Below are 24,082 nucleotides of genomic sequence, written 5' to 3' on the forward strand. Positions count from 1 at the left end.
CTCTGTCTACAGCTCCTTGACCAGGAGCTCGAACACGAGGCCCTCGCACTGCGGGATTCCGAAGCGCTCGTCGTCGTACGGGAAGGGAGTCGTCGTTCCCGTGCGGCGGTAGCCCCGGCGCTCGTACCAGGCGATCAGTTCCTTTCGGACCGAGATCACCGTCATGTGCATCTCCTTCACGCCCCAGCTCTCGCGCACGGTACGCTCCGCCTCGGCGATGATCTCCTTGCCGAGGCCGGCGCCCTGCAGTCCGGGAGTGACCGCGAACATGCCGAAGTAGGCGGCCTCTCCCCGGTGTTCGAGCTGGCAGCAGGCGACCGGCTCGCCGTCCCGCTCCGCGACGAGGAGCCGTCCCCCGGGGGCCGTGAGCACCTCGCGCACCCCGTCCGCGTCCGTACGCCGGCCGTGGAGGATGTCCGCCTCGGTGGTCCATCCCGCTCGGCTCGCGTCGCCTCGGTAGGCGGACTCGACGAGCCCCACGAGGACCGGCACGTCCTGCTCGGTCGCGTCACGGAAGGTCAGCCTTGCCTGATCGGGGGACGGTGCGATGCCCATGCGAGGTACTCCGTTTGTCTGCTGCCGACGATGCCGTCCGAGACTAACCCGGCCGTAACCGCCCCCCGCAGGCCGGGCGCGCTCCCCTCGCACCTCGATGCGCCCCGGTAGGACCGTCCCGAGCTGGGCATCGACTAGACGACAACCGGCGTCATTCACCGCGGGGGGAGGTGCACCGTGCATGGACCGGCACTGTCCGGCTGGCTGCTGATGCTGCTGTGCGGGGTCACGGGTGCGTACTGCCTGCTGCGTGCGCGCAGTGGTGCGCAGGGGGAGCGCGGGGCGGCACACGCGGAGGCGGTGATGGGGTTCGGGATGGCCGCGATGGCGGTTCCCGCGGCCCTGTTCACGCCGCCGGACCGGATGTGGGCGGTCTACGCGGTGGTGTTCGGGGGTGCGACGGTGCGCGCGCTCGTCGGTGTTCGGCACGGTGGGCACCATCTGCATCATCTGGTCGGTTCGCTGGCGATGGTCTACATGGCGGTGGCCATGGCGCCGGGCGCGGGCCAGGGCGTGCACGGCGGGCACACGGCCCACGCGGGGGCGGCCGGCGGCATACCCCTGCTGACGGGAGTGCTGCTGGCCTACTACGCGCTCTACGTGCTGCGCTCGGCGGGACGCCTGATACCGGCGGACACCGCCGCGGGCGGCTCGGGCGTCCGTGGCGGCGGTGGGTCCGGCAAGGAGGACCTGGCCTGGGGCGCGCGGCCCGAGCTGGCGATGGCGTGCAGGCTGACCATGGGACTGGCCATGTTCGCGATGCTGCTCACCCTGTGAGACGGAGGGCCCGCTCGCCGTGTCCTGCGTCACTTGGGGCACGCGGCCATACCCGTGGGTACCGCCGCGCTCATAGGCTGGGACCATGGTGGTCTCCCTCACGCTGCTGATGCTCGGTGCACTGGCTGCCGTCGTGGCCCCGAGCCTGATGGCCCGGGCCCAGTGGCCGGAGCGTGAGCCGGTCGTGGCGCTGTGGGTCTGGCAGTGCGTGGTTGCGGCGGTGCTGCTGTCGTTCGGGCTGTCGATGACCTTCAGCGCGGCAGCGGCCTGGCAGGCGGTCCGCGGACATGTCTTCGCGCCCGCCCCGCACGCGGTGGTGGAGGCGTACGCACTGGGCGCGTACGGACCCTGGTCGGCGGTCATCGCGGTGCTGCTCGCGCTCGGCGGCCTGTGGACCGCCGCCATGCTCGTACGGGAGATCCGCCGGGCCCAGGTGCGCCGCAGGCGGCGGCGCACGGAACTGCTGGTCCGCTCCCCGCTCATGCCGGGCGAGGAGCCCGGCAGCGGCCGTCTCGTGGTGCTGGAGGGCGAACGGCCGGGCGTCTGGTGGCTGCCCGGGGCGGCGCCCCAACTGGTGATCACCACCGCGGCACTGGGTCGGCTGAAAGGCCGTCAGCTCGATGCTGTGCTGGCCCATGAACAGGGGCACGCGCGGGCGCGCCACGACTGGCTCCTGCACTGCTCGGACGCGCTCGCGACCGGATTCCCGCAGATTCCGGTGTTCGCCGCGTTCCGCGACGAGATGCACCGGCTGGTCGAACTGGCCGCGGACGACGTGGCCTCCCGGCGCTTCGGACGCCTCACGATCGCGCTCGCCCTGGTCGAACTCAACGAGGACCGAGGGGTGTTCGGCCCCTGCCCGGCTCCGGACGCCCAAGTGCCGCTCCGGGTGAACCGGTTGCTGGCCCCGGGTGATCGGCTCACCGCGGGCCGCCGGCTGCGGCTGACAGCGGCCGCGGCCCTGGTGCCGGTCGTGCCGCTGCTGGTGGCGTTCGTGCCGGGTCTCAGCGCCCTGGGTTAGCGCGATACGCGGACCGTCCGCGAGGATCGACCCCATGCACTCCCCCTCACTCCCCCCACGCACCCGGCACTCCCTACTGGGTACGGGCCTCGTCTGCGGGTCCCTGTCCGCCGTTCTGGTCGTCATGGTCGCGGTGCGCTGGACGCCCCTGATCTCCCTGGACACCACGGTGGCCGAGGCGCTGCACCGCAGAGCGGTGACCGAGCCCGGGCTGGTCCAGGTCAACCGGGTGCTGACGGACTGGGTGTGGGACCCGTGGACGATGCGCATCCTGATCGCCGTGGCAGTCATCGCGCTGTGGCGCCACGCCGCGCGCCTGCTCGCCGTGTGGGTGGCACTGGTCAGCGCGCTCGCCGCCCTCGTACAGCAGGGCCTGAAGGCCGCGGTGGGCCGGGAGCGTCCGCAGTGGCCCGACCCGGTGGACTCGGCGCACTACGCGGCCTTTCCGTCGGGCCACGCGATGACCGCGATGGTGAGCTGCGGTCTCCTGCTGTGGCTGCTGCGCCTGTACGGCGCGAGGTCCCCCTGGTGGTGGGCCGGACTGGCCCTGGCCGTGGTCTCCGTGGTGGGCGTGGCCGTCACGCGGGTCTACCTCGGCGTGCACTGGCCGACCGATGTTCTGGGCGGGCTGCTGCTGGGCGCGGCCGTGGTCGCGTTCGCCGTCGTCGGATACGGCGCGACCGCCGGGTACGCGGCGCGCCGGGCGGCCGGCGGCGCGGGTGCCCCCTTGTAGGGCTGCTCCCGGAGCGGCGACCATCGGCCCATGCAGATCAAGGGCGTGCTTTTCGACTTCTCCGGGACCCTCTTCCGCATCGAGCCCGTCAGCTCCTGGCTGCGCGCCGTGCTCGACGCACGGGGCGCCGTGGTGGAACAGGCCGACTTCCAACGGTATGTACGGCAGCTGACCGTCGCCGGAGCACTGCCCGGCGGTCCGGGCCCCCTGCAGATCCCGCCACGGCTGGCCTCCGCCTGGGCCACTCGCGACCGGACCGCCGAGCAGCACCGGGCGGCGTACACCGGTCTGGCCCGCGAGGTGGCCCTGCCCGACCCGGAGCTGTACGACGCGCTGTACGAGCGTCACATGAGCCCCGAGGCCTGGCAGCCGTACCCCGATGCGGCCGAGGTGCTGCGGGGACTGCGCGACCACGGGATCGCGGTCGGTGTCGTGAGCAACATCGGCTGGGACCTGCGGCCCGTCTTCCGGGCACACGGCCTGGACGAGCTGGTCGACGCGTACGTCCTGTCCTACGAGCACGGCATCCAGAAGCCCGATCCGCGCCTGTTCGGGGCCGCCTGCGCTCTGCTGGGGCTCGATCCGTCGCACGCCGTCATGGTCGGCGACGACCGCCGCGCCGACGGGGGCGCCACCGCGCTGGGCTGCGAGGTGCGTCTTGTGGACCACCTGCCCGTGGCGGAGCGCCCGGACGGGCTCAGGGCGCTCGGTCTGGTGTCTCTCGCCCGGCAGGGGGCATGCGAGGGGTCGTGAAGGATTCCGGGAGACGGTGTGAGGGATATCCCTGTCCCTCGATGGGGCGTATGGCTCGACCGGGGCCTAGCCTTGTACCCATGTCCCCGTATCCGAACACATCCGTGTCCGTGCGTCCTGCCTCCGTGGTGAACGAAGCGATTCGTGACCTGTGGCAGCGCTCGGGCGGGATGCTGTCCCCGGACGACGAACGGGAGTACCAGCGTCTGCTGGTGGAGTGGGCCGCCGCGGCCGGTACGAGCGTGCGCCCGGCCGCCTGAGCGGGTACGGATGTCCGGCCACCGCGCTCGCTCGCCGGGCCCCCGCTGATTCCGGCGATCCCCCGCGTCGCCGGAATCAGGGGTACAGCATCTCCCCGCGCGGCTCACCGGTCAATGAATTAAGCGTGTCCCGCCAGGTGGAGCCACCCGGCGGGACACAGCGCTCCCGTACGCGAGGAACGGGGAAGGAGCGGGTGGGTCAGCGGTCGAAGTAGTCCGGCTGGGTCTGCACGTTGAGCTCGTTCAGCCGCACCTTCTTCGCCGGGTCCGTCCGCCGGTCGTCGAGCTTCAGGACGTCGAGGCCCTTGGCGATGTCGTTGGAGTAGATGTAGCCGTTGTAGTAGTAGGCCGACCACGGGCCGGCCGTGGTGACCGCCGCCGTGGAGACCGGACCACGCTCGAAGTACGCGATCTCCTCCGGCTCGGAGGAGTTGGTGAAGTCCCACACGGAGACCCCGCCCTGGTACCAGGCCTGGACCATCAGGTCGCGGCCCTTGACCGGGATGATCGAGCCGTTGTGCGCGACACAGACCTCGGTGTCGGCCTGCGGGCGGTCGATCTTGAAGTAGCTGCGGAAGACCAGCTTGCGGTGGTCGCCCCTGCCGGTGATGTCGTAGATGCCGTCGGCTCCCCGGTTCGGGCCGATCTCGTCGTTGCAGGTGGCCGCTCCGCCGCCGCCGAGCTCATCGGTGAAGACGACCTTGCCGGCCCCCTGGTTGAAGGTCGCGGAGTGCCAGAACGCGAAGTTCACGTTGTCCTGGACCCGGTCGATGATCTTCGGGTTCTCCGGGTCCTTGATGGAGAACAGCAGACCGTCGCCCATGCACGCCCCTGCTGCCAGGTCCTTCGAGGGCAGCACCGTGATGTCGTGGCAGCCGGTGGTCCTGGAGACGCCCGGGTTGGTCGGCGCACCCGGGTTGCCGCCGTCCGGGAAGAGCACCGGGAAGTTCACGATCCGGGACTTCTCGGGAGCGCTGCGCGGCACCTTGATGACGGAGATCCCGTCGTGCGGCGGCTGGCAGTCCGGGAACGTCTCGTTCGGCGAGTACGAGGAGACGTACACGTACACGCTCTTGCGCTCGGGAATGATCGTGTGGGTGTGAGAACCGCACGCGGTCTCGACCGCGGCGACGTACTTCGGGTTGCGCTTGTCGCTGATGTCGAAGACCTTCATGCCCTCCCAGGAGGACTTCTCCGTGGCGGGCTGCGTGGTGCTGGCACAGGAGTTGTCACTGCGCGAGGAGTCGGTGGACAGGAAGAGCAGGTCCCCCGAGACCGAGATGTCGTTCTGCGAGCCGGGGCACAGAACCTGTGCGACGGTCATCGGCTTCTTCGGGTTGCTGACGTCGAAGATCCGGAAGCCGTCGTAGTTGCCCGCGTAGGCGTAGTTCCCCTGGAAGGCCAGGTCCGTGTTGAGCCCCGCGAGCGCGTCCTTGGGGACGTTGGCGAGGTGCTCGATGTTGTCGCTGTGGACGATCTCGTCCACGCCGGGTATCTCACCGCTCTTGATGGCGGCCTCGGCTTCGGCCTGCTGACTCACGGAGATGCCGCTGCGGGTCGCGGCGGTGTCACCGGGGTCGGGGGTCGCGGCCGCGGGTCCGGCCGTCAGCAGAGTGGCGAAGAGCCCGGCCGCGGCTGCCGCCACACCCAGACGTCTGCGCCGCACGCTGGTGGTGTGCAACGAGGTCACTGCGTCCTCCCTTGTGTCCGTCCGTAGAGGAACGGTTCGTGGACCCCGGCAGTATCGTCCCTCGCATGTACACACCAACAGATGGCAACAGAGACGTAATAAAAGTTTTTGATCACCGCCCTCCGGAAGGTGTTAGGACGGTCTGCAACACACCCATGTGGCACAGGAGGTCACCGTGCTGATCCACCGTCGGAACACGCGCAGACGCGCAGTCGCTCTCACGGCGGCGCTGGCGGCTGCCGTACTCGCCCTGAGCGCCTGCGATTCGGGCAGCGGGGGCGACGGGACCACCGAGGCGGCGGACAGGGGCCTCACGGTGGTGGCACCGGGAAAGCCGGGTGAGCCCGCCGGAACGATGTCGGCCGAGGAAGCCGTGAAGGCCGCCGCCGGGGACGACACCCCCAACTCCGCGGACTTCCGCTACGCCAAGATGATGATCGAGCACCACCGACAGGCCCTGGTCCTGACGGCTCTCGTCCCCGACCGGGCGTCCTCCTCCTCTGTCAAGCGGCTCGCGGAGCGCATCTCGGCGGGCCAGAAGCCGGAGATCGCCGCCATGGAGGGGTGGCTGACGAACAACCGCGGCGACGGACGCGAGGAGACGCACGACCACGCCGCGATGCCCGGGATGGCGACCGACGCCCAGCTGAAGCAGTTGCGCGCGGCGCGGGGCAAGGCGTTCGACACGCTGTTCCTGAAGCTGATGATCACCCACCACCAGGGTGCGGTCACCATGGCGACGGAGGCCCTCGCGGACGGCAACAACGTGCTGGTGGAGGAGATGGCCAATGACGTCGTCGCCCAGCAGACCGTCGAGGTCGACCGGATGCGCGGGCTGATGCCCTGACGGCCGCGGGAACCGGGCCGCGCCGCACCTGCCCGGTTCCGTACGGCGGTGCCATGCTGGAGGCATCCTGCGGGAAGAGGTGCGCCGTGCTCCGTGTCGCCGTCGTCGGTTCGGGTCCCAGCGGGGTCTATACGGCCCAGGCCCTGTTGCAGCAGTCGCGGGTGCCGGATGTGCGGGTGCACGTGCTGGACAGGCTGCCCACGCCCTACGGCCTGGTCCGCTACGGCGTGGCGCCCGACCACGAGAAGATCAAGTCGCTGCAGAGCAGTCTCCGGGCGGTCCTGGAGGACGACCGGATCACCTTCGTGGGGCATGTGGAGGTGGGCGGCCCGGGCGGGCTGTCACCCGCCCGGCTGAAGGAGCTCTACCATGCGGTGGTCTACTGCGTCGGCGCGGCGGCGGACCGGCCGCTCTGCGTCCCCGGGGAGGATCTGCCGGGCAGCTTCTCGGCCACCGAGTTCGTCTCCTGGTACAGCGCACACCCGGACGCGGCCGCCGACGGCTTCGCGCTCCGGGCCGGCTCGGCCGTGGTGGTCGGGGTCGGTAACGTGGCGGTCGACGTCGCCCGGATCCTCGCGCGCGGCGCGGACGGGCTGCGTTCCACCGACGTGCCGCGCGCCGCGCTGGACGCGCTCGGGGCGAGCCGGGTGCGCGAGGTGCACATCGTCGGCAGGCGCGGCCCCTCGCAGGCCAGGTTCACCACGAAGGAGCTGCGCGAGCTGGGTGCGCTGCCGGGGGCCCGGACCGTCGTGGACGGCGCGGACCTGGCCCTGGACCCGGCCTGCGCGGCCCCTGCGGGCGGGCCGGATACGCCGCCGCTGCCTGCCGTGATCCGGCGCAATCTGGAGGTGCTGCGCGGCTGGTCGCAGAACCCGCCGCCCGCCGCACACGACGGGGAGCGCCGCATCCGGCTGCGGTTCTTCCTGCGTCCGGTCGAGCTGCTGGAGCGGGGTGGCCAGGTCGCCGGGGTCCGGTTCGCGCGAACGGCTCCGGACGGCGCCGGGGGCGTGCGGGACACCGGCGCGTACGAGGACATCGAGGCCCGGCTCGTCCTGCGGGCCGTGGGGTACCGGGGGACGCCACTGCCGGGGCTTCCCTTCGATGCCGCGCGCGGCACCGTGCCGCATCTCGGCGGCCGGGTGCTCAGGGACGGCGTGGCGTCCCCCGGGGAGTACGTCGCCGGGTGGATCAAGCGCGGCCCGACCGGAGTGATCGGCTCGAACAGGTCGTGCGCCAAGGAGACGGTCGCCTCGCTGGTCGAGGACGCTCCGCTGCTCGTGCGCAGGGACGTGGCCGCCGATCCGCTGGGTGCCCTGCGGGCATCGGGCCTGCGTCCGGTGGAGTGGGACGGCTGGCTGTCGATCGAGCGCGCGGAGGAGGAGCTGGGGCGCTCGCTGGGCCGGGGACGCGTGAAGATCCCGGACTGGTCCGGCCTGCTCGACGCGGCCCGGGGCGAGGGCTCCTGACCGGTGGCGGGGAGGTGTCAGTCCTCGCCCAGTCGCTTCGCCTGGAGGTCCGCAGCACCGAGGATGCTGCTCAGCATTCCGGGGAAGAGGACGTCCAGATCCTCTGTCCGCAGAGCGCTCAGCTTGGCGGTGCCCCGGTAGGTCTGCTGGATGACGCCGCTCTCGCGCAGTACCCGGAAGTGATGTGTGGTGGTCGACTTGGACACCGGGAGCTCGAAGCGTGAGCAGGCCAGCTCGTCCGCCGCGCTCGCCAGCCGGCGCACGATCCGCAGCCGTATCGGGTCGGAGAGCGCGTGGAGCACTCCCTCCACGCGGATCTCCTCGCGCGAAGGATGGCTGAGCGCACGGGCGTTCGTCGTCACGGTGGCTCCACTTCGTCCGGGAGTGCCCATTGTACGAGATCTGCCGTAATTCAAGGACGGGTGGCGACCACCAGACGGGCACACGGGCTGCCGTCCGGCCGGCGGCCGAGGTCCTCCAGGGGCAGCAGCCGCACCTCGAATCCGGTGCCTACGAGATCGTCCACCACCCCGGGCAGCGGGAACGTGCGGTAGTACATGATGAATCGCGGATGCCACACGGCGTTGCGCACCCGCATGGCCGCGTCGAAGCCGAACAGTGACCAGTAGGCCCGGGACCCCACCGCGGGCGGCGCGCCGACCGGGAAGACGAACCTGCCGCCCGGCCTCAGCGAGGCGTACACCTGGGTGAACAGCCCGGGCCGTTCCCGCGGCAGGAAGTGACCGAACGCCCCGAGGCTCAGGGCCAGGTCGAAGGCCGACGCGAAGGGCAGCGCCCGGGCGTCGGCCCGCACCCAGCCCACCGCCGGACCGGCGGCGGACGCGGACCGCACTCCCTGTCCGGCCCGCGCCACGGTGAGCATTCCCGCGCTGAAGTCGACTCCGGTGACCTGCTCGCCGCACAGCCCGCGCAGGACGCCCACGCCGGCTCCGGTACCGCAGCAGACGTCGAGCCCCCGCGCGAACGGACCGAGCGGCCGCACGGTCCGCCCGACGGCGTCGAGCACCCGGTCCGGCGTCCGGTAGGGCGTCCGGTCGAACTTCGGGGCGAGCAGGTCGTACCCGCGCATCGTCGAGGAGAGCGCCTGGACGGCCAGTTCGCGGAGAGTGGGGCCCTGTGGAGTGAACATCGCGGCACAGCGTACCGACAGACCCGGCGTCAGACCGCCCAGGCGTACTGCTCGGGCACCGCGGTCCCGCCGCCGAGCGCCCGCGACGCACTGCGGGCGAAGTAGGGGTCGCGGAGCAGCTCCCGGCCGAGCAGCACCGCGTCCGCGCTGCCGTCCGAGAGGATCTTCTCGGCCTGCACCGGGTCGGTGATCAGCCCGACCGCGGCCACCGGAAGGCCCGTCTCGCTGCGCACCCGCTCGGCGAACGGCACCTGGTAGCCCGGGCCCACAGGGATCCGCGCCCCCGGGGCGAGCCCGCCGGTCGAGACGTCCAGCAGGTCGACGCCGTGCGCCCGCAGTTCGTGTGCGAGGCGGACGGTGTCGTCGGCGGTCCAGCCCTCGCGCCCGTCGTCCGCGTTCTCGGTCAGCCAGTCGGTGGCGGAGATGCGGAAGAACATCGGGAGCTCCTCGGGCCACACGGCCCGTACCGCGTCCACGACCTCCAGGGCGAAGCGTGTGCGGTTCTCGAAGGAGCCGCCGTACTCGTCGGTACGGTGGTTGGTGTGCGGGGAGAGGAACTGGCCGATCAGGTAGCCGTGCGCGCCGTGGACCTCGGCGACGCGGAATCCGGCCGCGAGTGCCCGGCGGGCCGCGTCGGCGAACTGCGCGACGACCCGCTGGATCTCCTCGGCGGTCAGCTCGTCGGGCACCGGGTGGCCCTCGTCGTACGCGACGGGGCTCGGGGCGACCGGCTGCCAGCCCTCGCCGCCCGGGGTTCCGGCGTCGACGGGGCCACCACCGCGCCAGGGGCGGTCGGTCGAGGCCTTGCGTCCGGCGTGGGCGAGCTGGATGCCGGGCACGCTGCCCTGGCGGGTCAGGAAGCCGGTGATACGGCGGAACGCCTCGACCTGCCGGTCGTTCCAGAGGCCGAGGTCGGCGGGGCTGATCCGGCCCTCCGGGCTGACGGCGGTGGCCTCCAGCAGGATCAGACCCGCGCCGCCCGCCGCGCGGGCGGCGTAGTGGGTGAAGTGCCAGTCGTTCGCGGTGCCCGTGTCGGGACCGGACACCTCCGCGCTGTACTGGCACATGGGCGCCATCCAGACGCGGTTGGGCACGGTCAGCGACCGCAGGACGTAGGGCTCGAAGAGTGCACTCACAGGGGACTCCGCTTCTTCGGGAGGGGCGGGCAGGCGGGGGCGGGCGGCCCGGACGCGGCGGACCACCGACTCGTACGAGCTTCACCGTACTACGAGATCCGCCGTAGTACGAGATTGGCCGTACAAGCCGTCGCCGGAGGCCGGGAAATCGTCCACCGTCCTCTCCCCCTCACCGTGCCGGCCGCAGCCGTCGCCTGAGCCTGATGTCGGTCTCGGCCGCGTAGACCTGGCTCCAGCTGCGTCCGCCGCCCGAGGTCCACGTCACCTGCACGTGCGCCCCGTCCGGCCGGACGGCCTCCACCGTCATGAGCCGGTCGCCGTCCCTGACGTCACCGCGGAGCAGGTCGCGGGCCTTGACGGTGACGGGCTCCCCCGACCGCGCGTTCTCCGCCTCAGCGGCAGCCCCGACGAGCTCCGCGGCCAGGGCCCTGGCCGCAGCCGGGGAGCAGGCCCAGGAGACGCGCCCCTCCGGGCCCTCGATCAGGATCGCGACCTCGACGGCGCCCTCGGCCGGGCCCGGGGTCACCGCCAGCGTCGCACCGCGCCCCTCGGTGTCCTCGATCTCGATGCTCATCGTGTCGCCTCCTCGTCCCGCCCCGGTCAGTTCGGCCGGAGATGCTCCGGCGGGCCGGGGTAGCCGGGCTCGGGGCCGCCGGTGTCCACCACGAGGTTCTGCAGCACCACCGTCGGGTCGACCATCCAGAATTGGAGCACATCCGCGCGGGCACGGCCGATGTGGTGTGCGGTGCTGGTGCGGTTGACGTGGTCCGAGGTGCCGCGGCCCACCGGGGGGTCACCACGCCGCCGGCTGCGGAGGCGTTGGTCACGGTGGAGGCGAGGACGGTGCGGCGGCGGACACCAGGAGCGTCGGGCGGCCTTCGAAAGTTTCGGAAGGGCCCCCGCACACCCCGGCAGGGTGTACGGGGGCGGCGGTCCGCCCCCGCCCGTCAGATCGCCGCGGGCACCGGTTCCGTCGAGGTGGCGCAGACCAGACGGCGCCGGTGGTCGACGGTGCGTTCCGGGCCGGTCAGGCGCAGCCGTACCGTGTGCCGGACGTCGGCGGAGCCACTGGAGGCGGCGAAGCGCAGCTCCAGGTCACCGGGCTCGACGATCCGGTGCCCGCCGACCCCGGTGAACGAGACCAGGTCCGCGTGGAAGGCGAAGCGGACCCGCCGGGACTCCCCCGCGGCGAGCGGCACCCGGACGTAGCCGATCAGCCGTGAGTCCGGGCGGGTGGTCTGGGCGACCGGGTCGTGGACGTAGAGCTGCACCACCTCGGCGCCCTCCCGGTCGCCGGTGTTGGTCACCGTGATCTCCAGGTCGGTGGCGCCGTCGGTGGGGAGCTCGGACGGGACCCCGGCTCCGGGCTCCCAGGCGAACGAGGTGTACGAGAGCCCGTGGCCGAAGGGGTAGAGCGGGGTCGGGTCCAGGTTGCTGACCCCGTTGGCCCGGCCCAGCGGCGGCTGCAGATACGTCCACGGCTGCCCGCCCGGACCGTCGGGTACGCCGATGGGCAGCCGCCCGGATGGGTTGACGCGCCCCGAGAGCACGCCCGCCAGCGCCGGACCGCCCTCCTCCCCGGGGAAGAACGCCTGCACACAGCCGGCCAGCCGGCCGGCCCGGCCGCCGAGCGCGTAGGTACGTCCCGTCAGCAGCACCAGGACGACGGGGGTGCCCGTCGCCAGGAGCGCGTCGAGCAGCTCGTCCTGGAGGCCGGGCAGCGCGAGGTCGGCCGCGTCGCAGCCCTCGCCCGAGGTGCCGCGGCCGAACAGCCCGGCCCGGTCGCCGAGCACGGCCACACAGACATCGGCGGCCGCGGCCAGTCCGGCGGCCTCCCGGATCCCGGAGGCGTCCGTGCCGTCCACGTCGCAGCCCCGGGCGAAGTCGATGCCCGCGCCGGGGAACTCCTCGCGCAGCGACTCCAGCACCGTCGGGACGGTGATCCCCATCGGCACCTCGGGGTGCGACACACCGACGTGGCTGGGGAAGGAATAACAGCCGAGCATGGCCAGCGGGTCGTCGGCGCGGGGTCCGACGACCGCGATCCGTCCGGTGCCGGCCAGGGGCAACGCGTCCCCGGGGTTGGCGAGCAGAACGCAGGACCGCTCGGCCAGGAGCCGGGCCAGGGTCCGGTTCCGGGGTGGATCGAGGTCCACGGTGCCGCGGGCCGCCTCCGGTTCCACCCCGTCGGGCACACCGGGCAGCGGGGGCCCGTGCGGATCGAGCAGGCCGAGCTCGCACTTCTGCAGCAGGACGCGGTGCAGGGCACGGTCCACCAGCTCCTCGGCCACGGCTCCGCCGCGTACGGCGGCGACCAGTGCGTCGCCGTAGCTGCGCACGGTGGGCAGTTCCACGTCGACCCCGGCGGTGAGGGCGAGGCGGGCGGCGTCCGCGCGGTCCGCGGCGACCTTGTGCAGGGTCTCCAGGAAGCCGATGCCGAAGTAGTCCGCGACCACCGTCCCGGTGAATCCCCAGGTGTTCCTGAGGAGTCCGGTCAGCAGGGCCGGGTCGGCGGCGGCCGGGACCCCGTCGATCTCGGCGTACGAGTGCATCACCGAACGGGCCCCGCCGTCGCGGACGGCCATCTCGAACGGCGGCAGGATCACATCGGCCATCTCCCGGGCGCCGGCCCGGACCGGGGAGAGGTTCCGCGCACCGGCCGACGCGGAGTAGCCCGCGAAGTGCTTGAGCGTGGCGACGATCCCGGCGGACTCCAGGCCCCGGACATAGGCCGTACCGATGGTGGCGACCAGATAGGGGTCCTCGCCGATGGTCTCCTCGACACGGCCCCAGCGCAGGTCCCGGACCACGTCCAGGACGGGGGCGAGTCCCTGGTGGACGCCGACCGACCGCATGTCGCTGCCGATCCGGTGCGCCATCTCGGCGACCAGCTCCGGATCCCAGGCCGCGCCCCAGGCGAGCGGTACGGGGTAGGCGGTGGCGCCCCACGCGGTGAAGCCGGCCAGGCACTCCTCGTGGGCGAGGGCCGGGATCCCGAACCTGCCCGCCTCGACGATCCTGGCCTGGGCCCGGGCGAGCGCGACGGCGCCGACGCCCGGATCCACCGGGGCGGTGCCGAACGGCCGGGTGAGCTGGCCGAGCCCGCGGGTGGTGAGCTCCGCGAAGTCGACGGAGTCGACCATGTCGTTCTGGTGCGGCGCGACTCCGTCGCCGTCCGCGTCGGCACCCACCCAGACGCCGTAGAGCTGGGCGGCCTTCTCCTCCAGGGTCATCCGGGCCGCCAGATCGGCCACCCGCTCCTCGGGGGTGAGCGAAGGGTCGCGCCACGGGCCGTCCACGGCGGGTGCGGGATCGGCCTGTCGGGCGTGCGGGACGGGGGTCATTGCCATGACGGCGGGGGTTCCTCTCATGAGTACGGTGGTCCGGGGCGGCAGGGCGTGTCCTACTTGCCGCCCACCCCCATCAGTCCGTTGACCAGCGCCCGCCGGGCCACGAGGTAGACGGCGAAGATGGGTACGACGGAGAGGACGATCGCTGCCAGCACGGCGGGGATGTTCACTCCGAACTGGGTCATGAAGGTGAACAGCCCCAGTGTCAGGACGCGGTTCTCCTCCGACTGCGTGAGGATCAGCGGGAAGAGGAAGCCGTTCCACGCCTGCAGCGCGGAGAAGATGGCCACCGTGCTGATCCCGGCCTTGGACAGCGGCACCGCCAGCTGCCAGAGCATCCGGAATGGGGAGGCCCCGTCGAGGGACATCGCCTCGTACATCTCCTCGGAGACGTCGCGCATGGTGCCGCTGAGCACCAGGACCGCGACCGGCATCGAGAAGGCGGCGGTGGGCAGGATGATCGCGTACAGGGTGTCGTACAGGCCCATCCTGCCGATCAGCAGGTACAGCGGCACGATCACCGCCTGCGCCGGAATGGCCACGCCGAGCAGGAAGGTCCGGAAGGCGAGCGACGAGAGGCGGCTGCGGGTGCGCACCGCCACGTACGCCACCGGGACGCAGAGCACCAGCACGAGCGCGACCGTGGCCACCGCCACGATCGCGGTGTTGGCGAGCAGCGTGAGGAACCCGCTGTTCAGCACGGTGTCGTAGTTGTCGAACGTCGGGTCCGTCGGAAGGGCCAGCGGGTCGCCGTCCAGTGCCTCGTCCTGGCGCATCAGCGATGCGGAGACCAGCGTGTAGAGCGGCACCAGGACGAGGACGAGCCAGACCAGGGAGCCCAGGCCGGCCAGCGGGTTGCCCAGCCTCCTGCGTCGGCGTGACGGACCCGGGCGGGGCGGGACCACGGGCGATGTGTGCCGCGGTGCGGCGGGGCGGGTGTCGGTCGACATCTCGTCACATACCTTCCCGGGTGGACCGCATGGATCCGAAGCCGCTGAAGCGGACCAGGATCAGCGACAGGCTGGTGGCCACGACGACGAGCGCGGTGGCGATGGCGGCCGCGTAGCCGAGGTCGTAGCTCTGGAAGCCGGTCCTGTACATCAGATAGGGCAGGATCGTCGTGTCCGTGCCGGGACCGCCCTTGGTCATGATGAGCACGGTGTCGAAGTACGTCAGCGATCCGACGATCATCAGGACCGACGAGGTCGTCATCGTGTGGCGCAGCTGCGGCAGGGTGATGTGGAAGAACTGCCGCACCATGCCCGCCCCGTCGATCGAGGCCGCCTGGTAGAGGACCTCCGGAATCTGCCGTGCGCCGCCCTGGTAGATCAGCGTGTGGAAGGGCATGAACTGCCAGCCGCCGACGAAGGCCACCACGAGGAGGGCGCCGGTGGACGACCCCATGACATTGGGGTCGATGCCGATCCAGGGGCCGATCTCCTTGATCACACCGAAGTTGGGGTCGAGGAGGGCGTGGAAGAGCATGGCGATCGCGGTCGTGGAGAGCAGCAGTGGGATGAAGAAGATCGCCGACAGCACGGCCCGGCTGCGCTGGCGGCCGGCCGCCCAGACGCCCAGCAGCAGGGCGACCGGGGTCTGGAAGGCCCAGCTGATCGTGGTGAGCAGGAGGCTCAGCCAGGCGGCCTGGCCGAATTCGGAGTCCTTGAACAGCCGGGTCCAGTTGTCCAGTCCTGTCAGGGTCGGGGAGTCGAGCCCGTCCCAATCGCAGAAGGAGAGGTAGACGGCGATCGCCAGGGGGACGATCGCGAAGACGGCGAAGAAGAGGATGCCCGGCACGGCCCAGCCGACCGGAGGGCGGCCGACGTTGCCGACGGCCGCCCTCCCGTCTCCGTGCCTCTTCGCGGGAGTGTGGAGGGGCATCGTTACTCGGCGGCCTTCATCGCTTCGACGAACTTCTCGGGAGTCGTCGTGCCGGCGAACAGCTTGCTGATCTCGGTGAGCAGCGGGGTGGCGTACCGGGCCTCCAGCGCCTGGTCCCACGAGAGGGTGAAGCTCGGGGCCTTCTGGACCAGCTGGTACTGGTCGTTCGCGAACTCGGGGTTGGGCGAGGTGCTCAGCATCGAGGCCGCATCGGAGGTGGTGGGGATGTCTCCGTTGTCGACGAGGGCCTGCGCGTAGGTCTTCGACGCCATCGTCCTCAGGAACGCGATGGCGGTGTCCTTGTGCTTGGTACGGGCGTTGACGGACCAGTAGTTGGTGGGGTTGCCCACCACGTTCGCCGGGTCGCCCACCCCGCCCGCCACCGTCGGGAACGCGGTCCAGCCGAGGTCGTTCCTCGCGAACTCGGGTGCCTTGCCCAGCTGGGTCGAGTACTCCCAGGAGCCCATGAGGTGCATGGCCGCCTTGCCCTTGTTGAGCAGCGTCGGGGCTCCGCCGTTGCCGTAGTCGACCGAGTGGAAGTTCTTGCCGAAGGCCCCGTCGTCGATCAGTTCCCTGACGGTCTGCGCCGTCCTGAGCACCGCGGGGTCGCCCCAGCCGTCGGTGTCGCCGTTCTGGATCCTCTGGAAGACCTCGGGTCCGCCGATCCGGTCCAGCAGGTACTCCATCCACATCAGCTCGGGCCACTTGTCCGAGCCGCCCAGGGCGAAGGGGGTGATGCCCGCGGCCTTGAAGGTGGTGATGGCCTTCTGGAGGTCCTCCCACGTCCTGGGGACCTGGAGCTTGTGCTCGGCGAACAGGGTCTTGTTGTAGAAGAGCATCACGGGCTGCATGCCGCGCATCGGCACCCCGTATATCTTCCCGTCGAGGCTGCCCGCGGTCATGACCGACGGCAGGAAGCCGTCCTTGAGCGTGGCGTCCTTCTTGACGGTCGAGGTGAGGTCGACCAGGTCCTTCGAGTCGACGTACGGCTTGATGGAACCGCCGCCCCAGTTGAAGAAGACGTCCGGGGCACTGGGGGAGCCCATGGAGCTGCGCAGCTTGTTCACGTAGTCGGTGCCGGGTACCGACACCAGTTTCACCTTGACGTCGGAGGTCTTGTTGAAGGAGTCGACCGCCGCTTGCTGAACCTTGACCGCGTCATCGCCGTAGACGTAGGCGGTGATGGTGCCGCCGTCCGCGCCGCCGCCCCCCGACCCGCAGCCGGCCAGCAGACCGGCCATGGCCATCGCCGCACCGGCTGCGACCCATCTCGTCGTACGTGTGCCTGAAGTGAAAATGCCCGACCGCATGACCGCACCTCTGTCGAATGTTTCGTCTTGCCCTTCGAATGTTGCCGGAACCGTACGGTCGCGTTTCGGGCCCGTCAAGAGGGTCGGAGCAAGGATTTCCGTACCCTGCCCGGCCGCCTGTACGGGGCGGCAGGGAGCTACGATTCGTGCATGAGCCCTGCAAAGGTCCGGCCCCAACAGGAGAAGGCGCCCGTCGACGAGCCGTCGGAGAGCACCGCCACGCTGGCAGAGATCGCCCGAGCGGCCGGAGTTTCGGCTCCGACAGTTTCGAAGGTGCTGAACGGGCGGGCGGATGTCGCCCCCGGCACGCGGTCGAGGGTGGAGGAGCTGCTGCTGTTGCACGGCTACCGCCGCAGGCGCGGCGCCACCCAGCAGTCCCAGCTCATCGACCTGGTCTTCCACGAGCTGGACAGCGCCTGGGCGATGGAGGTCGTCAGGGGTGTCGAGAACGTCGCCCGGGAGGAGGGACTCAGCCTGGTCCTCTCGGAGAGCGCCGGGCGTCTCACCCCGGGCCAGACGTGGGTGGACGGCGTCCTGGCGCGCCGCCCGGCCGGAGTCATCCTGGTGCTGTCGGACCTCGACGCCGCCCAGCGCGCCCAGCTGAACAGCCGCTCCATCCCGTTCGTCGTGGTGGACCCGGCGGGCGATCCCGGTGACGACATCCCCTCGGTCGGGGCGGCCAACTGGCAGGGCGGCCTGGCCGCCACCCGCCATCTGACGGGCCTGGGGCACCGGAGGATCGGCGTCATCGGCGGGCCGGCCCGCATGATGTGCAGCCGCGCCCGGCTCGACGGCTACCGGGCCGCGCTGGAGACCTCGGGGCTGCCGATGGACTCCGAGCTCGTCCGCGAGGGCGAGTTCAACCACGAGGACGGCTACACGGCGGCGCTGGAGCTGCTGCGCCTGCCGGAGCCGCCCACGGCGATCTTCGCGGGCAACGACCTGCAGGCGCTCGGTGTGTACGAGGCGGCGCGCGAGCTGGGACTGCGGATCCCGGAGGACCTCAGCGTGGTCGGCTTCGACGACCTGCCGCTCACCCGCTGGATCGGCCCGCCGCTCACCACGGTGCGCCAGCCGCTCATCGAGATGGCCGAGACCGCCGCCCGCCTCGTACTCGACCTCGGCCGGGGCCGGCAGCCCGCGACCACCCGGGTCGACCTGGCGACCAGCCTGGTGGTCCGCAGCAGCACGGCCCCGCCGGCCGTCTGACGGAGCGCCGGTGGCGGCCCGGGCGCTCCGCACGGGACGCCTGCCGCCGGAGCCGGACACACGGGCCGGCGAGAACGGTTTCGTGGCGCTGCGCCGGTGCCCGCCCGTCCCGTTCCGTTCCGTTCCGTCTGCACGAAGGGCCGCGGCGGAGCCCTGGGGCACCCCGTGCGCCGCCCCACCGCCCCGCATCCCTCGGCGGCCCCTGCCCGGGTCGATGCCCCGGTCCGCCCCTGCCTCCGTCCCGCGGTCCGACCGGCGCGGACGCGGATCTGCGCGCCGCTGTCAGTGGCCGGGTGCACACTGGCCCGTATCCGGCACAACGGCGTTTCGGGAGGTCGTGTCATGACCGAGGTACTGCTCACCGTGGGCACCCGCAAAGGACTCTTCATCGGCCGCAGGCGGGGCGGCACATGGGAGTTCACGGACCCGCATTTCAACGCCCAGGCGATCTATTCGATCGCGATCGACACGCGCGGCGGGTCACCCCGGCTGCTGGTCGGGGGCGACAGCGCGCACTGGGGGCCCTCCGTCTTCCACTCCGACGATCTGGGCGCGACCTGGGTCGAGCCGCAGCAGCCCGCGGTGAAGTTCCCCCAGTTCACCGAGGCATCGCTGGAGCGGGTCTGGCAGCTGCAGCCCGCCGGGCCCGAGGCCCCGGGCGTGGTCTACGCGGGGACCGAACCCGCTGCCCTGTTCCGGTCGGAGGACGGCGGTGAGTCCTTCGAGCTGGTCCGTCCGCTGTGGGAGCACCCGACCAGGTCCCGGTGGGTGCCCGGCGGCGGCGGCGAAGGGCTGCACACCATCCTGACCGACCCCAGGGACGCCCGGGCCGTGACGGTCGCCGTGTCCACCGCCGGAGTGTTCCGCACCAAGGACGGCGGTGAGCGGTGGGCCCCTTCCAACAAGGGGGTGTCCGCGGTCTTCCTGCCTGATCCCGATCCCGAGTTCGGCCAGTGCGTGCACAAGGTCACGCGGGACGCGGCCGATCCCGACCGGCTCTATCTCCAGAACCACTGGGGGGTGTTCCGCAGCGACGACTCCGGGGACACCTGGAAGGACATCGGCGCGGGACTGCCCTCGGACTTCGGATTCGCCGCCGCCGCACACCCCCACCGCGCGGACACCTTCTACGTGTTCCCGATCAACGCCGACGCCGACCGCGTCCCCGCCGACCGCCGCTGCCGGGTGTTCCGTACGCGGGACGCGGGAGAGACCTGGGAGCCCTTGACCCGGGGCCTGCCGGACGGCGACCACTACGGCACGGTCCTGCGCGACGCGCTCTGCACGGACGACGCCGACCCGGCGGGCATCTACTTCGGCAACCGCAACGGCGAGGTGTACGCGAGCGCGGACGACGGGGACAGCTGGCAGCAGCTCGCCTCGCACCTGCCCGACGTGCTGTGCGTGCGGGCGGTGGCGCTCGGCTGACCGACGTGCCGCGGCGGGGGCGTGAGGTCACCGCGCAGGTGCCGGGACCCGGTCCGGGTCACGGTCGTGCGCGGTGGCTCCGGCGGCTCGTGCCCCGGTCGGCACGCGGTGCACCGGCACGGTCGACAGGTGCGGGAGCTCGTGCGGGGCCGAGCCGGGCCGTGCCCCGCGGATCGGGCTCTCGCCCCGGTCGCCCACAGCCACGGCTCTCGCCCGTGCCGGGCGGCGGCCTCGATCGGTGCCGCGCCGGACTCAGGCCGATGACCTCGACGCAGGCCGGCAGGCCGACCTGCCGGGCCGCCGTGACCCCACGGTGCTCTGCACCCGGCCCGGCGGACGGCCTCGTGGTGGGCCGGACACTCCTCGCCGGTGGGGCCCGTCGGTGGCGCCCGAACCCGACGTCTACGGCAGACGCCAGTCCACCGGTTGTTCTCCCCCGCGCACCAGGAACTCGTTGGTGCGGCTGAAAGGCCTCGATCCGAAGAAGCCGCGATCGGCCGACATGGGCGAGGGATGGGCGGACTCGACCGCGGGCAGGTCGCCGAGCAGCGGTCGCACGTTGCGTGCGTCGCGCCCCCACAACACGGACACCAGCGGCTTGCCCCGGGCGGCCAGCGCACGGATGGCCTGCTCGGTCACCTCTTCCCAGCCCTTGCCGCGGTGGGCGCCGGGCTTGCCGGGCGCCGTGGTCAGCGCCCGGTTGAGGAGAAGGACGCCCTGCTCGGTCCAGGGCGTGAGGTCTCCGTTGGAAGGCCTCGGAAGGCCGAGATCGCTGTGCAGTTCCCGGAAGATGTTCTCCAGGCTGCCGGGCAGCCGCCGTACGTCGGGCGCCACCGCGAAGCTCAGCCCGATGGCCATGCCCGGTGTGGGGTAGGGGTCCTGACCGACTATCAGGACCCGCACATCGTCGAACGGCTGTTGAAAGGCGCGGAGGACGTGCTGCCCGGCCGGCAGATAGGTGCGGCCGGCCGCGATCTCGGCGCGGAGGAAGTCCCCCATCGCCGCGATGCGTCCGGACACGGGAGCCAGTGCCTCGGCCCAGCCCGGCTCAACTAGTTCACTCAACGGTCGCGCTGCCACAGCGCGTCACTCTACCGGCCCACACGCGCCCCGGCGATCATGAGGGTCCCCCCGGGGCCCGGGCCGGGGATAGGGTGCCGGTCGTCGCCACACTCCCCATTCCTCCCGGAGCGGCTCATGAGGTCACGCAGGAACACGTGCGGGAGCGGGCCGCGTCCGGACCGCCTCCCCGGCATCGCGCGGCGCCCCTCCCCCGGGCAGCCGTCGTGACCGCCGAGGCGCGGGGCGCGTTCGTCCTCGGAGTGGACTCGGGAGGGTCCGGGTTGCGGGTGGCGCTCGGCTCGGCCGACGGGCGGCGTCCGGTGTCCACGGCCGTGTGCGCGGAACCAGTGCGTACGGGGGCGGAGGGCATCGACGCCGGACATCTGCTGGAGCAGGTGGTCCCCGTGGCAGTACGGCTGCTGGCGGAAGCGGGGCCCGGCGCGGCGATCACCGCCGCGACGGTCGGGGCCGCCGGGATGGCGACGCTCGGCGGGCAGCTGCGCGCGCGGCTGCCCGCCGCGCTCGCGGACGCGCTGGGTGTACGGCGGGTGGCGCTGGCCGCCGACGCCGTGACCGCGTACGCCGGAGCGCTCGGGCAGCGGCCCGGGGCGGTTGTCGCGGGCGGCACCGGCATGATCGCGCTCGGCACCGACCTCACGACGTGGCGCAGGGCCGACGGCTGGGGCCACCTGCTGGGCGACAGCGGCGGCGGCGCCTGGATCGGCCGGGCGGGGCTCGACGCGGCGATGCGTGCCCACGACGGCCGGCGCGGAGGCTCCACGGCGCTGCTGGCCCGGCTCCAGGCGGTCTTCGGACCCGCCCCTGACCTTCCGGGCCTGCTCTATCCGCGTACGGACCGCCCCGCGCTCCTCGCCTCCTTCGCCCCCGAGGTCGCCGGCTGCGCCGCCGACGACGAGGTCGCGGCGGGAATTCTGCGGGAGGCCGCCGCCCACATCGCCGAAGCGGCAGCGGCGGCGTGCCCCCGTCCTGCGGACTCCGGCGGCGGGCCGTGCGAGGTCGCCCTGACCGGTGGCCTCTTCAGGATGGGTGACCCGCTTCTCGGGCCGCTGCGCGAGGAGCTGGCGCGGCAGGTTCCCCGCGCGCGCGTGGTCCCGGCGGCAGGTGATCCGCTGCACGGCTCGCTGGAGATCGCCCGCGCGCTCGCCCGGTCGGGGCTGCGACTGCCGGCCCACCCGACACTCCTGTTCGTACCGGGAGTAACGTAGAGGATTCGAGCGGACATCCGCCCGGTCAGAGCGGGGCAGTTGGCCGGTATGCCGCTCAACAGACATAAGCGGACAGATAACGCCCGACCGCCCCCTCCCCGAACAGAGGGGTACCCAAAACCAGTAGCATGCGGCGCCATGAGCACCCCCACTGGGCCCGCTTCCGGCCTGCCTGTACGAATGCCGCGACCTCGCCAGTCCGGACGGCACCGCCGCCCGGAGCCCGTGGTCGCACCTGAGGGCGCCGCCGCGCTCGTTCTCGCCGTTCCCGGTACCCCTTCCTCGGCCACGCGCAGCCTGGCCGAGGAAGTGATCAGCATCGCCCGCTCCGAGCTTCCCGGTCTCAACGCGCGGATCGGCTACATCGACGGTGACGACGCCGAGTACCCCACGCTTGTCTCCGCCCTGACCCATGCCGCCGCCGAGCGCAGCGCGCGCTACGAGCAGGCCACCGCCGCGGGCCGTGAGGTCCCCGCGCCCGAGGGCCCGTCCGCAGTCGTGGTGCCGCTGCTCGCGGGGCCGGACAGCGCCATCATCCGGCGCATACGGCAGGCGGTCATGGACAGCGGTACGCAGGCCGAGCTGACCGATGTGCTCGGTCCGCACCCGCTGCTCGCCGAGGCCCTGCACGTGCGGCTCTCGGAGGCCGGGCTGGCGCGTGCCGACCGCGCCAGACTGTTCACCGTCGCGACCGCGGCCGACGGCATCGTGCTGGCCACGGTGGGCGGCGAAGAGGCCGTGCGGGCCGCCGGGATCACCGGCATGCTGCTGGCCGCACGCCTTGCCGTGCCGGTGATGGCCGCCGCCCTGGACGTGGAGGGTTCGGTCGCCTCCATCGCCGAGCAGCTGCAGAAGTCCGGTTCCGCGCAGCTCGCGCTCGCGCCGTACCTGGTGGGCCCGGAGATCGACGCCGGGCTGCTGGACGCCGCCGCGAAGGAGGCGGGCTGCGCGACCGCCGAACCGCTCGGCGCGTACCCGGCGATCGGCAAGCTCGTGCTGTCGCTGTACGCGACGACGCTCGGGATCACCCCGGCGACGCCGCAGGGAGTCCAGGCGCACTGATCCCTGCCCGGGCAGCACCCGGTGGGGCGGCACCGGTCCCCCGCCCGAGCGGTGCCGGATCGGGCGGCACGGACCGACGCTCCGGTCCGTGCCGTCAGGCGAAGACCAGGCAGGAGGCCGCCGGAGCGTCGATGGAGCCCGCATGGGCCGGGATTCCCGTTTCCGCGTCGACGGCGAACCAGCTGACGTTGCCGCTGTGCTCGTTGGCGACGTACAGCCACTGCCCGGTGGGGTCCAGTGTGAGGTCGCGGGGCCAGCGGCCGCCGCAGCCCACGGCCGCTGCCAGGACCGGCTTCTCGGCCGTCGTGTCGAGGGTGAGCACGCAGATGCTGTCGTGTCCGCGGTTGGCGGTCCACAGGAACCGTCCGTCGCGGGAGACCGCCACCTCGGACGGGTAGGTACGCGCCCCGTGCCCGGCGTCCGCACCGTCGGGCAGCACCGGTGCCTCGCCCACCGGGTCGAGGAGGCCGCCGGCCGCGTTCCAGCGGCACACGGTGAGGGTCGGTTCCAGCTCGTTCAGGACGTAGACGTGGTCACCGGACGGGTGAAAGGCCAGGTGGCGTGGCCCGGTGCCGGGACGCAGGGCGGTCTCGGCGTGCAGCCGCAGGGCCCCGGTGCGCTCGTCGAGGGCGCAGACGCGTACGGAGTCCGTGCCGAGGTCCACGCTCAGCACCCATCTCCCCGACGGGTCGGCGAGCACCTGGTGCGCGTGCGGCGACGCCTGGCGGCCGGCGTCGGGACCGCTGCCCTCGTGCCGCAGAACGGAGGCGACCGGGCCGAGTCCGCCGTCGGCCTCCACGGACAGTGCGGTGACGCTGCCCGAGCCGTAGTTGGCGGTGAGCAGGTGCCCGGCGGCCAGGGCCAGGTGGGTGGGGCTGTCCCCGGCCACCGGCCGCACCTCGCCGATCAGCCGCGGCGGGCCTTCGCCGATAGCGAGCGCGGCGGCACCCCCGTCGGGGGTCTCGCTGACCGCGTACAGCACCTTGGCGCCCGACCCGGGGGCGGTGCCGACCGCGAGGAAGGACGGGTCGGGGACCGCGGCCGTGGCCGCGAGGACGGTCAGGGCCCCGGTGTCCCGGTCTACGGCGACGGCGGTGATCCCACGTCCGCCCGCCGAGGTGAACGACCCTATGAATGCCCGGCCGGCACTGCTGACGCCCATCGCG

24 protein-coding genes are annotated in these 24,082 nt (G+C 72.3%); 11 read left to right on the forward strand and 13 right to left on the reverse strand.

Annotated elements, in window-relative coordinates:
* Nucleotides 1-6: 6 nt before the first annotated feature.
* Nucleotides 7-555: a GNAT family N-acetyltransferase gene (locus AB0F38_RS08680; RefSeq protein WP_361888759.1), complete on the reverse strand. Its 549-nt coding sequence runs from the start codon at nucleotides 553-555 to the stop codon at nucleotides 7-9.
* Between the two features lie 177 nt (nucleotides 556-732).
* Here AB0F38_RS08680 and AB0F38_RS08685 point away from each other — a divergent pair, with 177 nt between their 5' ends.
* From AB0F38_RS08685 to AB0F38_RS08705, 5 genes are all read left to right on the forward strand, one after another.
* Nucleotides 733-1,332: a DUF5134 domain-containing protein gene (locus AB0F38_RS08685; protein WP_361888762.1), complete on the forward strand. Its 600-nt coding sequence runs from the start codon at nucleotides 733-735 to the stop codon at nucleotides 1,330-1,332.
* A gap of 85 nt (nucleotides 1,333-1,417) precedes the next feature.
* Nucleotides 1,418-2,353, forward strand: a complete 936-nt coding sequence (locus AB0F38_RS08690; RefSeq protein WP_361888765.1) for a M56 family metallopeptidase — start codon at nucleotides 1,418-1,420, stop codon at nucleotides 2,351-2,353.
* Between the two features lie 34 nt (nucleotides 2,354-2,387).
* Nucleotides 2,388-3,086 carry a phosphatase PAP2 family protein gene (locus AB0F38_RS08695; protein WP_361888768.1) on the forward strand — a complete coding sequence of 233 codons (699 nt, stop codon included), beginning with the start codon at nucleotides 2,388-2,390 and terminating at the stop codon, nucleotides 3,084-3,086.
* A 30-nt stretch (nucleotides 3,087-3,116) separates the two neighbouring features.
* On the forward strand, nucleotides 3,117-3,839 hold the full coding sequence (locus tag AB0F38_RS08700; RefSeq protein WP_361888771.1) for an HAD-IA family hydrolase: 723 nt from the start codon (nucleotides 3,117-3,119) through the stop codon (nucleotides 3,837-3,839).
* An 80-nt stretch (nucleotides 3,840-3,919) separates the two neighbouring features.
* Nucleotides 3,920-4,099 carry a hypothetical protein gene (locus AB0F38_RS08705; protein ID WP_361888774.1) on the forward strand — a complete coding sequence of 60 codons (180 nt, stop codon included), beginning with the start codon at nucleotides 3,920-3,922 and terminating at the stop codon, nucleotides 4,097-4,099.
* Between the two features lie 199 nt (nucleotides 4,100-4,298).
* On the opposite strand, the gene AB0F38_RS08710 is transcribed toward AB0F38_RS08705, so the two are convergent.
* Entirely contained in the window at nucleotides 4,299-5,789 is a 1,491-nt protein-coding gene (locus AB0F38_RS08710) for a hypothetical protein (protein WP_361888776.1), read from the reverse strand.
* A 157-nt stretch (nucleotides 5,790-5,946) separates the two neighbouring features.
* On the opposite strand from AB0F38_RS08710, the gene AB0F38_RS08715 reads away from it, so the two are divergent.
* Both AB0F38_RS08715 and AB0F38_RS08720 read left to right on the forward strand, forming a co-directional pair.
* Nucleotides 5,947-6,636, forward strand: a complete 690-nt coding sequence (locus tag AB0F38_RS08715; protein WP_361888779.1) for a DUF305 domain-containing protein — start codon at nucleotides 5,947-5,949, stop codon at nucleotides 6,634-6,636.
* 86 nt (nucleotides 6,637-6,722) lie between these two features.
* A complete protein-coding gene (locus AB0F38_RS08720) occupies nucleotides 6,723-8,102 on the forward strand; it encodes an FAD-dependent oxidoreductase (RefSeq protein WP_361888922.1) in 1,380 nt (459 codons plus the stop codon).
* A 17-nt stretch (nucleotides 8,103-8,119) separates the two neighbouring features.
* On the opposite strand, the gene AB0F38_RS08725 is transcribed toward AB0F38_RS08720, so the two are convergent.
* The 9 genes from AB0F38_RS08725 to AB0F38_RS08765 form a co-directional block, all read right to left on the reverse strand.
* A complete protein-coding gene (locus AB0F38_RS08725; RefSeq protein WP_361888782.1) occupies nucleotides 8,120-8,494 on the reverse strand; it encodes a helix-turn-helix domain-containing protein in 375 nt (124 codons plus the stop codon).
* Between the two features lie 20 nt (nucleotides 8,495-8,514).
* Nucleotides 8,515-9,252 carry a methyltransferase domain-containing protein gene (locus AB0F38_RS08730; protein WP_361888786.1) on the reverse strand — a complete coding sequence of 246 codons (738 nt, stop codon included), beginning with the start codon at nucleotides 9,250-9,252 and terminating at the stop codon, nucleotides 8,515-8,517.
* A gap of 29 nt (nucleotides 9,253-9,281) precedes the next feature.
* Complete coding sequence (locus AB0F38_RS08735; RefSeq protein ID WP_361888789.1) at nucleotides 9,282-10,388, reverse strand: NADH:flavin oxidoreductase/NADH oxidase; 1,107 nt, start codon at nucleotides 10,386-10,388, stop codon at nucleotides 9,282-9,284.
* A gap of 169 nt (nucleotides 10,389-10,557) precedes the next feature.
* Nucleotides 10,558-10,962: a hypothetical protein gene (locus AB0F38_RS08740; RefSeq protein ID WP_361888792.1), complete on the reverse strand. Its 405-nt coding sequence runs from the start codon at nucleotides 10,960-10,962 to the stop codon at nucleotides 10,558-10,560.
* 26 nt (nucleotides 10,963-10,988) lie between these two features.
* Complete coding sequence (locus tag AB0F38_RS08745; RefSeq protein ID WP_361888795.1) at nucleotides 10,989-11,174, reverse strand: hypothetical protein; 186 nt, start codon at nucleotides 11,172-11,174, stop codon at nucleotides 10,989-10,991.
* Between the two features lie 161 nt (nucleotides 11,175-11,335).
* A complete protein-coding gene (locus tag AB0F38_RS08750) occupies nucleotides 11,336-13,738 on the reverse strand; it encodes a glycoside hydrolase family 3 N-terminal domain-containing protein (protein WP_361888797.1) in 2,403 nt (800 codons plus the stop codon).
* 53 nt (nucleotides 13,739-13,791) lie between these two features.
* A complete protein-coding gene (locus AB0F38_RS08755) occupies nucleotides 13,792-14,688 on the reverse strand; it encodes a carbohydrate ABC transporter permease (protein ID WP_361888800.1) in 897 nt (298 codons plus the stop codon).
* Between the two features lie 4 nt (nucleotides 14,689-14,692).
* On the reverse strand, nucleotides 14,693-15,619 hold the full coding sequence (locus AB0F38_RS08760) for a sugar ABC transporter permease (RefSeq protein ID WP_361888802.1): 927 nt from the start codon (nucleotides 15,617-15,619) through the stop codon (nucleotides 14,693-14,695).
* Between the two features lie 2 nt (nucleotides 15,620-15,621).
* Nucleotides 15,622-16,866 carry an extracellular solute-binding protein gene (locus AB0F38_RS08765; RefSeq protein WP_361888925.1) on the reverse strand — a complete coding sequence of 415 codons (1,245 nt, stop codon included), beginning with the start codon at nucleotides 16,864-16,866 and terminating at the stop codon, nucleotides 15,622-15,624.
* 213 nt (nucleotides 16,867-17,079) lie between these two features.
* Between AB0F38_RS08765 and AB0F38_RS08770 the strand changes: the two genes are divergently transcribed.
* A complete protein-coding gene (locus AB0F38_RS08770; protein WP_361888805.1) occupies nucleotides 17,080-18,138 on the forward strand; it encodes a LacI family DNA-binding transcriptional regulator in 1,059 nt (352 codons plus the stop codon).
* A 342-nt stretch (nucleotides 18,139-18,480) separates the two neighbouring features.
* On the forward strand, nucleotides 18,481-19,566 hold the full coding sequence (locus AB0F38_RS08775) for an exo-alpha-sialidase (protein WP_361888808.1): 1,086 nt from the start codon (nucleotides 18,481-18,483) through the stop codon (nucleotides 19,564-19,566).
* A gap of 402 nt (nucleotides 19,567-19,968) precedes the next feature.
* Here the strand turns inward: AB0F38_RS08775 and AB0F38_RS08780 are convergent, their stop codons facing one another.
* Complete coding sequence (locus AB0F38_RS08780) at nucleotides 19,969-20,646, reverse strand: uracil-DNA glycosylase (RefSeq protein WP_361888811.1); 678 nt, start codon at nucleotides 20,644-20,646, stop codon at nucleotides 19,969-19,971.
* Nucleotides 20,647-20,852: 206 nt separating this feature from the next.
* Between AB0F38_RS08780 and AB0F38_RS08785 the strand changes: the two genes are divergently transcribed.
* Together AB0F38_RS08785 and AB0F38_RS08790 are read left to right on the forward strand one after the other, a co-directional pair.
* Complete coding sequence (locus tag AB0F38_RS08785) at nucleotides 20,853-21,854, forward strand: BadF/BadG/BcrA/BcrD ATPase family protein (protein WP_361888814.1); 1,002 nt, start codon at nucleotides 20,853-20,855, stop codon at nucleotides 21,852-21,854.
* 138 nt (nucleotides 21,855-21,992) lie between these two features.
* The gene (locus AB0F38_RS08790; protein ID WP_361888817.1) at nucleotides 21,993-22,916 is read left to right on the forward strand and encodes a hypothetical protein; all 924 of its coding nucleotides are present in this window, start codon (nucleotides 21,993-21,995) and stop codon (nucleotides 22,914-22,916) included.
* Nucleotides 22,917-23,010: 94 nt separating this feature from the next.
* Here AB0F38_RS08790 and AB0F38_RS08795 read toward each other — a convergent pair whose 3' ends face one another.
* Nucleotides 23,011-24,078 carry a lactonase family protein gene (locus tag AB0F38_RS08795; protein WP_361888820.1) on the reverse strand — a complete coding sequence of 356 codons (1,068 nt, stop codon included), beginning with the start codon at nucleotides 24,076-24,078 and terminating at the stop codon, nucleotides 23,011-23,013.
* Nucleotides 24,079-24,082: the final 4 nt, after the last annotated feature.

Source organism: Streptomyces sp. NPDC025273 (genome assembly GCF_040638585.1).
In the GTDB taxonomy this organism is placed as follows: Bacteria; Actinomycetota; Actinomycetes; order Streptomycetales; family Streptomycetaceae; genus Streptomyces; species Streptomyces cinereorectus.